Annotated in this window: 10 protein-coding genes and 1 pseudogene; 3 read left to right on the plus strand and 8 right to left on the minus strand. The window is 43.0% G+C overall.

Annotated elements, in window-relative coordinates:
* Positions 1 to 2 precede the first annotated feature (2 nt).
* The 5 genes from NE535_RS18255 to NE535_RS18275 all read right to left on the minus strand — a co-directional run bounded on the left by NE535_RS18255 (position 3) and on the right by NE535_RS18275 (position 3,522).
* Entirely contained in the window at positions 3 to 290 is a 288-nt protein-coding gene (locus tag NE535_RS18255) for a hypothetical protein (RefSeq protein WP_261299984.1), read from the minus strand.
* An 89-nt stretch (positions 291 to 379) separates the two neighbouring features.
* A complete protein-coding gene (locus NE535_RS18260) occupies positions 380 to 751 on the minus strand; it encodes a nuclear transport factor 2 family protein (RefSeq protein WP_261299985.1) in 372 nt (123 codons plus the stop codon).
* A gap of 124 nt (positions 752 to 875) precedes the next feature.
* Positions 876 to 1,481, minus strand: a complete 606-nt coding sequence (locus tag NE535_RS18265) for a DUF998 domain-containing protein (RefSeq protein ID WP_261299986.1) — start codon at positions 1,479 to 1,481, stop codon at positions 876 to 878.
* A 121-nt stretch (positions 1,482 to 1,602) separates the two neighbouring features.
* Entirely contained in the window at positions 1,603 to 2,226 is a 624-nt protein-coding gene (locus tag NE535_RS18270) for a hypothetical protein (protein WP_261299987.1), read from the minus strand.
* Positions 2,227 to 2,502: 276 nt separating this feature from the next.
* On the minus strand, positions 2,503 to 3,522 hold the full coding sequence (locus NE535_RS18275; protein WP_261299988.1) for an agmatine deiminase family protein: 1,020 nt from the start codon (positions 3,520 to 3,522) through the stop codon (positions 2,503 to 2,505).
* A gap of 1,083 nt (positions 3,523 to 4,605) precedes the next feature.
* Between NE535_RS18275 and NE535_RS18280 the strand changes: the two are divergent.
* Both NE535_RS18280 and NE535_RS18285 read left to right on the plus strand, forming a co-directional pair.
* Positions 4,606 to 5,484 (plus strand): annotated as a pseudogene (locus NE535_RS18280) (IS110 family RNA-guided transposase); the annotation flags it as partial.
* 11 nt (positions 5,485 to 5,495) lie between these two features.
* Positions 5,496 to 6,014, plus strand: a complete 519-nt coding sequence (locus NE535_RS18285; RefSeq protein ID WP_425347476.1) for a tyrosine-type recombinase/integrase — start codon at positions 5,496 to 5,498, stop codon at positions 6,012 to 6,014.
* Here the strand turns inward: NE535_RS18285 and NE535_RS18290 are convergent.
* Complete coding sequence (locus NE535_RS18290; RefSeq protein ID WP_261299989.1) at positions 6,004 to 7,020, minus strand: Kelch repeat-containing protein; 1,017 nt, start codon at positions 7,018 to 7,020, stop codon at positions 6,004 to 6,006. The two genes, NE535_RS18285 and NE535_RS18290, sit on opposite strands and share 11 nt — an antisense overlap.
* A 42-nt stretch (positions 7,021 to 7,062) precedes the next feature.
* Positions 7,063 to 7,359 carry a hypothetical protein gene (locus NE535_RS18295; protein ID WP_261299990.1) on the minus strand — a complete coding sequence of 99 codons (297 nt, stop codon included), beginning with the start codon at positions 7,357 to 7,359 and terminating at the stop codon, positions 7,063 to 7,065.
* Between the two features lie 187 nt (positions 7,360 to 7,546).
* On the opposite strand from NE535_RS18295, the gene NE535_RS18300 reads away from it, so the two are divergent.
* Positions 7,547 to 8,590: an IS110 family RNA-guided transposase gene (locus tag NE535_RS18300; protein WP_261299991.1), complete on the plus strand. Its 1,044-nt coding sequence runs from the start codon at positions 7,547 to 7,549 to the stop codon at positions 8,588 to 8,590.
* A gap of 518 nt (positions 8,591 to 9,108) precedes the next feature.
* Here the strand turns inward: NE535_RS18300 and NE535_RS18305 are convergent.
* On the minus strand, positions 9,109 to 9,327 hold the full coding sequence (locus tag NE535_RS18305) for a DUF7661 family protein (RefSeq protein WP_425347477.1): 219 nt from the start codon (positions 9,325 to 9,327) through the stop codon (positions 9,109 to 9,111).
* Between the last annotated feature and the right edge of the window lie 93 nt (positions 9,328 to 9,420).

Below are 9,420 nucleotides of genomic sequence, written 5' to 3' on the forward strand. Positions count from 1 at the left end.
TTTTAGTTAAGTGATGCAATATACGCCTCAGACTTTTTGCGATAACTTTCTTCAAAAGCAATAATTGCAGCAACAACACCCGAGCCTAATAAAACATACATGGCTGACGGGAATATAGCTGTTGATAAAACAAAGAATTGATTAATGCCAAATCCCGTTTTCATGAAGAAAGAAGCGATAAAGGCAACAATCGATAAAACAATAGCAATTAGCGCTAAAACAGTTGTAATCCTTGTGATTAGCAATAACAAAGGTAAGTTTTGTGTTGATAAATTATTATACGGTTTCATAGTTGAATCCTTTCATTGAAATATAACCTCGCCATAAGTCCACGACGGTAGGACCGTTGGGAGCGTATTTAATGGCCTTGTCAGGGTTGCTACTCAAATGCTTTACATAATGTGCCCTGATGAAAAATCATTTGCCACCTCCCATTTATCAGAGACCATATTGAACATCGTAATGAGTAAATCGCGCTTGTATCACCACCTTTTACCATTACAGCTTTATAAAGTAACTGGGCACAATTTGGCGCTAAATGTCTTAATTCATATTCAGATGCTCTGATCTTAGGAGGCAATTCTGATGGCAGACGCTCCAGAGCTTCTTTTTTTCCAAATCGAACTCCAGAACAACCAATTTCAGTGAACTCATCCGCAATGAGTTCATCCAATTCGCCGTATGAAGCTCTGGTCTCAGCCTCAAATAAATGCTCTTCTAATTCAATGAGCTTCGCCTTTAGATTTTCCACCAAGTCTCCAAGTAACCTAACTCCCTATGCAGGGAAAACTTTAAAACAGGCTATCTATAATTAGGAGCAAAGCGACGGAAGCCTGCTTAAAATTGTCCCGTTAACTTTGCTTGTTAGTTTACATTTACACCAATACTAATGAAAACACACTTAACCAAATTAATTGAAAGCCATAAGATAAGCGTTGATGAATGCCTGGGTTACTTTGATTTTTAACCGCTTTAGCCATAGCAAATAGATAATAAACTGCTGCTACGACAGAAAAAATTGAAAAAATTCGAAGGAATAGTGGGATAACTTCAGTTGTTGGACTTATTGCAATTAAAATTGGAGCTACAACCAACGAAAGTAGCATGATAAACCCAGCCCAAGAATGTACTTTACAATTGAATGTTGGATTCTTTGTAAATGGATCAGCATCCATTGGGAAGTAACCTGCCACCCATGTACCAATACCATGAACGATCACTAACCAGCCAGCAATGTTAACCAAGATTGAAACGTTTGAAAGTTGTGCAACATACCAACCAAAAAAGCAAAATAGAAAGCCTAGGGGATAGTTATTAATTAAGGGAGATAATTTTTCAGTTGGACTACCTGTCGCACCTAATTCACTACAAAATTGTTTAGAATGATCGTAACCAGCATAAAATCGACCTGCTACATAAACACCAATAAAGATCCAGATTGTTGCAATTAACCCTGAATAGATCGCAATACTTTCAAACACTTCCAAAATCCTTTTTGTAAACTAACGCTGCGTTAAGCGGACAAAAATTGTGGGTTATAATGTGTAGCGAAGCGAAACGTAACCCACTGTTTTTGCTCCATTTAAATGCCTTTTTAACATTCTATTTTAACAACTTGGAAAATAAACCTTTGAAATAAGCGTTGTTTGAGTCAATAGCGATCTTAAACCTTTTAGTGCCCGAGCCATCGCCAACTTCAGTATTTATAAGGCTAATGATTTCATACCTCATTATATTAAGTTTAGAGCCAATATCTTCCTCAACAAACCACTTTAACAATGATACTTTATCTTCACCAAACTCTGTAGATTTAGCTCTAAAATCCATCATTAACTTTACTACTTCACAATTTTTTAACTCTAGATTCTCAGACACTATATCACTTGATACTACGTGAAGTTTATCTAGTGATGCGTTCATGTTTTTGGTTGCTTCTATTAAATTTGAATGGAAAATGTCATCTTTTACTGATGGGTCAATAAGACTCAGTAGAGCTGAACGGTATTCACTAAAGTGCTTAATATATTCTAGTGAGGCATCCTTTTTACGAGTTAAATTAAGATCATCTAAATGTTTTAACCTGTTGAAAGCTACTGCAACAAAACCACCAATCATCGCCATAAAAGCTACCGCGTACTGAGGTATTGATACATTCGCTATTTGGCTGGATATAAAACCTGATGCAAATACCAAAACTAGAACCAATAATATTTCTCTTGTCGACATTTTATAAAGACTCTAAATAATGGGGAAATCTCAAGAATGCTAACGAGCCTGTACAATGTCTATTTTTAGACATTTAGCCATTTTTTAGGCCTCCTATATCGCTTTCTAAGCGATGCATTTGAGCCCCCTAAAATCACCTAAAGATTTGACCAAATGAGTCATTCTACTGCCTCACGCCGCCATAAACTGCGCGACCTGATATTTCAAAGGATTGAAAAGCGTCAGGCAGCATTCTTTATGTCAAAATAAATCGCACTAAGTGAGCCTCTACATGTGTTAGACCTTCGGCTCTTGCTGTGTCGTGCAATGAATGCCTCCACCGCCAGCGGCAATGCCGTCAATGTTGATCTGGACAACTTCTCGCCCAGGAAACACTTTTTGCAGTTCGCGTTTAGCTGCAGCATCGGCTTGCGGATCACCAAATTCAGGGGCAATAACGGCACCATTACAGACATAGAAATTAATGTAGCCAGCGGCGAAGTCGTCGTTTGCAAACTTCTCTCGAACCTTTGAAGGTGCCTCAAGAACAACAACCTCCAATTTGCGGCCTTCGACATCCGTTGCATTACGCAAAATTTCCAAATGTCGTTTTGTCACCGCGTGATCGAAAGACTCAGGATCAGGATCATAGCCAGCGATAACCACCCCAGGGCGAGCAAAGCGGGCGTAAAAATCCGTATGCCCATCGGTAATGTCTTTGCCCTTGATGCCAGGCAACCAAATGATCTTCTCCAACCCAAGTAACCGCTTCAGTTCCTGCTCGCACTGAGCTTTACTCACACCCGGATTGCGGTTGTCGTTTAGCACGCAACTCTCGGTAATGATCGCCGTACCGTGCCCATCAACCTCGATACCGCCTCCTTCAAGTACTAAGTCGGTCTGGATACGTCGTACAGCAGCATGTTGAGCAACGAACGAGGCGACTTCAGCATCGTAGTCAAAGTCCTGCTTCTCTCCCCATCCGTTAAAGTTGAAGTCAACCGCTGCTTTGTCACCATTCTCCGTCACGACAAAAACTGGGCCCGTGTCGCGCATCCACAAATCATCAAGCGGGCAGACAATCAGCTCAACCTTGTTCCCCACCAGTTGTTGGGCTAATTGCAAGTCAGATTGGCGAACCAGCATTGAAACAGGCTCGTACTTTGCGATGGTCAGAGCAATTGTCGCCAAGTTGCGCTGCACTTCTGGCAATAGCTTCTTACCCCATATTTCTCGGCTGGCTCCAAAAGCCATCCATGTACGCTGATGTGGGTCACTCTCGTCTGGCATGAACCAAACGTCTTTACTATTCGCCATCGCGAATACTCCTTTCACTCCGCCAAGCAGAGTGGCTGCGGTAAGAAGACAAGATGATTTAATGAAGGTGCGCCGAGTGGTCATAAAGTTCTCTCCTCGAAGGTCATCGTGGTAGAGCGACCCATTACTGGGCCGCCCCCACACAGTTCCGGACGTGCGGAATTACCGCATCGAGCTTTTGGGCTCTTCAGTTATATATTCACGCGTGTAAATCAACACGCACCTAGTACCAATCCACGTGAATAAATCGATTACTCACTCTTGGTCGTTCTATGGCGTAATACATTAGCATCTTCTTGAAATTACTCCAATTGTAACTGCGCCTGCCACTTCGCCTATTCAACCACTAATATAAACTGTGCAACACATAACTGTACAATCTATCAAGGCTGCGGCTATTGTCTGGCAGGCCAAAGTAATTTCGGTATCCCATCAGTTTGCGTTTCAATTGGCATCCAAGTATTGAGCTTGTTTGACCGTTTGGCTTTGATGTATTGGTAAAACTCGCTCATGCAAACTACTAAGAGCAGGTTTGACCGGGCGGCGCTCCGCTGCCAAAGGGTCATCGTTGGCCTTGCTTTTGACTTAGCTTCCCTACCGCTTCCTTGCGGAACACCTTTGGCTCTCTCAAGTTCCTGATGCATCTCTTTAACCATGCCACAGCTTAAGAACTCCGCTGACTCGCCGCAACCTCACTCATTACGGTTGTTTTGCTTGGACTTCAGTGGCGTTACAAACCTCGTCAGTCAGACTGTATTTATCGGAGCGATAACAGCGCTTCAGGGACACGCATCCCCTATGGCCTACTTAATTCTCTGTGTACGCTTCACCTATCTTGTTCGCTGGAAAAAAAACAGCTCCGCCATAGGCGCAACACTCGATACGGGTGGTGAGTTAGACCTTACCCGACAGGGACTTGCACCCTGCAAGATACATCAAACTTCGCTTGACGCACTAACGCTCCGGTTCAGCGCTGGCGCGAAGCGCCGTCCGCTGCAACCAGTTGATACTCATTGAGCCTCCTCCCTAGCAAGCCGCATCAGCGGTATGCTTAAGGTGACTAAACCAACAGGAGAAAACTCAATGAGATTTTATAATAACTCACATCCATACTACTGTGGTATCGATTTGCATGCACGTTTACTTTACGTTTGTATCATTGATTCTAAAGGGGAAGTTGTAGCTCATAAAAAGATAGGTGCCAGCAAGGATGAATTATTCCTCATACTCGAACCTTATATCGGCAATGTCATTGTCGGGGTTGAGTGCATGCATTGCTGGTATTGGGTGTCTGACTGGTGTGCTGAACTTGGGATTGATTTTATCTTAGGTCATGCACTTTATATGAAGGCGATTCACGGTGGTAAAACCAAAAATGATAAAGTCGATTCCTTTAAAATTGCTACACTGCTGCGCGGTGGTAACTTTCCAATAGCCTACGATTACCCTAGCGAAATGCGCGCTGCACGCGACCTGTTACGCCGAAGAATGAAGATTGTCCGTCACGGTGCGATGCTAAAAGGTCATGTGGTTAACACCAACAGCCAATACAACTTGCCTGCTACTGACTTAAACCTTAAAAACATCTCTGCAAGACAAAAACTTCGCGAGCAATATCAAGACCCTATCGTGCAGCGCAACATTGATTTAGACATGGCACTACTCGATTGCTATGCCAAAGAACTCGCTCAAGTTGAATGGTTCATTGAAAAGCAGGCCAAAAATCATAATCCCGTCTATTTAGAACTACTTAAAACAGTACCTGGCATTGGTAAGATTTTATCGCTGACAATCCTCTATGAAATCGGTGATATCAGTCGATTTGAGTCAGTACAAAAGTTTGCTTCATACTCACGACTGGTCAAATGCAAAGCGGAATCTGCGGGTAAAACCTATGGTACTAATGGCAATAAAATCGGTAATGCTCATTTGAAATGGGCATTCTCAGAAGTAAAGGTGGTAAGCACCGTCGGGTGACCTTAGCGCCTGAGCTGGTGCCGGCATTAAAACGCCAAATTTCCTTGGTCGAGGCTTATTATCAGCAAGATCTGGAAACTGCAGATTATGCTGGGGTTTGGTTACCTTTTGCTTTAGCCCGAAAATATCCCAGTGCGCCAAAAGAGCTTGGCTGGCAGTATTTATTTCCATCCGGCAAACTAAGCATTGATCCTGATTCTACATTGCTGCGTCGCCATCATATTGATGAGTCAGGTTTGCAAAAGGCAGTCAAGAGTGCCTCCCGCAAAGCGGCTATCGGCAAGCATGTTAGCTGCCACACTTTACGCCACTCTTTCGCCACCCACTTGTTACAAGCGGGTATGGATATCCGCACTGAAGATATTTATGGGTGTCTAGTATTTTCTTTGAAATCCATTGGGTATATGCTCAAGTACCCAGTTAGCAAACTTAACGAACGGCAAGGCTACAATCCATTTAGCCTTGCCGATGTAAAATCACCTGCACATCCCAACAACCTGAATGCTATTTTTTAGGCGATTCGCATTTTGCATCTTGGATCAGTGGCTTGGCACTTGCCAATAAGGCACTGGTTTCTGCTAAACCTGGCCGGCTCGCGCCCCCGATTAACCAAATTTCGTCATTTAAGGTAACTGCACCCAGCCCATGCTGAGGCATGGGCCATTTACCCACCACTTGCCATTGACCCGTGGCAAATGCGTAACAAAGTATATCTTGGTAAACCCCATTTTCATGTTCTCCACCAAACACATAAATACTGTTGTTGAGTACCGCAGCGGCATGCCCGGCTCGGCCTTCTGGCATCTTCTCCAGCACTTGCCAACGGTTTTCATCCACGAGGTATTCCAACACCTCAGGTAAATTGCCACCGCCAAATTGACGGCCACCCAATACTATCCAACGCCCTTGGTATTGAACGCTAGCCGCACTATTTAAAGCCTTTGGCAAAGGCTTGGCTTCAGAAAACGTCAAAGTAGTGGGATCAAAAACAAAGTGCCTTGCGATATCGCTGCTGTGTTGCCACTGGCCATTTTGATCCGAATGCGGGCTGCGGCCGCCCACCAAATGAATGTTGCCATTCAATACCGCGCCCACAGTTTCACTCAGCGGCACTGGCATCTTAGCCACCCGAGTCCAAGTATTCTTTGCTTTATCAAACAACAAAACATCGGCAGTATTCAACCACTGCCCCTGAGCCGAATGAATAAAACCACCAAAAGCAAACAATTTATCACCCACGGCTTGTAAGTAGGTATGGTGGCGCCCTTCCGGTAAATCGGCAACACCTTGCCATTGCTTAAATTCCGTCGACCAATAGTGCACCTTAGCCGTCATATTGCCTTGGCTTTGCGGTAGTGAAGAAGAAATCCCCCCCGCTACCCAGATTTGGTTTTCAAACACTGTTGGGTAAATTTCCTGCACAGCTTCAGGGAGTTTAGGCCAGGTACTTGCTTGAGCTTGGCGAGTTAATGTTGGCAACAGGCAGATACTGGCCGTCAAAACTAACAAGGATAAACGCATATTCTTCCTTAATAAGCAACGAGTTAAGAACACAGCGCCAGCCTACCTCAATTTAGGTACAGTGTTGAGCGTTTTTTGTAAGTAAATGGAGTAAGCAATATGACCACAAATCAATCCATTAATGTCTTTCGCTAACCACAATTTACGCCACCCTAACTGTCCGAACTCAAATCTAAAACCATCTTGAAACTTAGCGCGGAGTTGTTCAGAAACTTGGCAATGCTGCTTTGCTATTGGCAGAAATAATGGTGAATCATCAGAGGCATTATCTAAAAGCTGTGACTTCAAGTAATCGAAAAAAGACTCTAAATCCGTTTGTTTCGCTTCAACTATTTCCATGTACTCTCCGAAATTAAGCATAACGCCCTGTTAACAGGCAAAAAATTGTTGGTTAAAATTAGCGACGAAGGAGCAAAACCAACTGTTTTTTGTCCTTGTTTAACAGCTTGATACTCATTGAGCCTCCTCCCTAGCAAGCCGCATCAGCGGTATGCTTAAGGTGACTAAACCAACAGGAGAAAACTCAATGAGATTTTATAATAACTCACATCCATACTACTGTGGTATCGATTTACATGCACGTTTACTTTACGTTTGTATCATTGATTCTAAAGGGGAAGTTGTCATCCATAAAAAGATTGGTGCTGATAAAGATGACTTACTACTCATACTTGAACCCTATATCGGCAATGTCATTGTCGGGGTTGAGTGCATGCATTGCTGGTATTGGGTGTCTGATTGGTGTGCTGAACTTGGGATTGATTTTGTGTTAGGTCATGCGCTTTATATGAAGGCGATTCATGGTGGTAAAACTAAGAATGATAAAGTCGATTCCTTTAAAATTGCTACACTGCTGCGCGGTGGTAACTTTCCAATAGCCTACGATTACCCTAGCGAAATGCGCGCTGCACGCGACCTACTACGTCGTAGAATGAAGATTGTCCGTCACGGCGCTATGCTAAAAGGTCATGTGGTTAACACCAACAGCCAATACAACTTGCCTGCTACTGACTTAAACCTTAAAAACATCTCCGCAAGGCAAAAACTGCGCGAGCAATATCAAGACCCTATCGTGCAACGTAATATCGATTTAGACATGGCGCTACTCGATTGTTATGCAAAGGAACTCGCACAGGTTGAATGGTTCATCGAAAAACAAGCCAAAAACCATAACCCCGTCTATTTAGAACTACTTAAAACCGTGCCTGGTATTGGCAAGATTCTATCACTGACAATTTTGTATGAAATCGGTGATATCGGTCGATTTGAGTCGGTACAAAAGTTTGCTTCATACTCACGCCTGGTGAAGTGTAAAGCTGAATCTGCAGGTAAAACCTATGGTACTAATGGCAATAAAATCGGTAATGCTCATTTGAAATGGGCATTCTCAGAAGCTGCTGTGCTTTACCTTAGAGGCAATGACAAAGCCCGTAACTACCTTAATCGATTGCAGAAAAGAATGAGTAAGGCTAAAGCGTTATCAGCTCTGGCACATAAGCTTGGCCGCTGCGTCTATTTCATGTTGAAAAACAAAACGGTGTTTGATGAACAACGATTCTTAAAAGGATAAGTCGCGCAATAAGGTGAGTTGAACGTCTAACTAGATACTCTTTTAAAAAGAGAAGCGAGCATGACCGTGACTGATGTGGCTAATGAAGCAATGACTTCTCACCATCATCACTATGCCAAAAGCTATTTAAGCTACATGGCCTGCACTTGATTTTACAAAGAATGACACCTTATTGGCGCGCATTAATGAATACAATCAACAAAGTCGTTTACACCCTAAATGAGCCTGAAACTAACTGTGCAATAAGCACCTCAGACTTGAATAGTGCCATCTTAGGGTTAACCGATAAATGTCTAGTGCCCCTGAAATTTCAAAGGAGTGAAAAGAGTCAGGCAGCGATAAGATCGCAATAAGAGAGCCTCTATATGTGTTTGCTGTAAACGATGATTTGACAGCTAAATGACAGACGAAGTAGATGAATTTGTTGATTGATTTTTATTTGACTGCAAAAGCAGCCAAATAAGTTAGGCTCGCCTATTGACTGGCGGAAGGCTCATATGTGTTATGTGGCTATTACTCTAACCTAATTCTATAACATCTGGATGATTTTCAGATGAATATTCATGATATATATCATCAAGGTAAGTTCCAATTTCAGTAGACTCTAAATCAGATGGGATAACAACATCGTAGACTCGTGAGCGAATACCTGTATCGGATTCATTAAATAGTTGCCATTCATCATTTTTTTTAAGAACGGACATCTGTTTGCCAAATACATTGAACTTGATAATCACAACCGAAATCTCCTAGACACATAACGCAAAGCACACGGGTGACGACCGCGCAGCGGTCGGCATCCCAGCGACCAAAGGGAGCGAGTGATGCGC

The organism is Shewanella holmiensis (genome assembly GCF_025370255.1).
Taxonomy (GTDB): Bacteria; Pseudomonadota; Gammaproteobacteria; order Enterobacterales; family Shewanellaceae; genus Shewanella; species Shewanella holmiensis.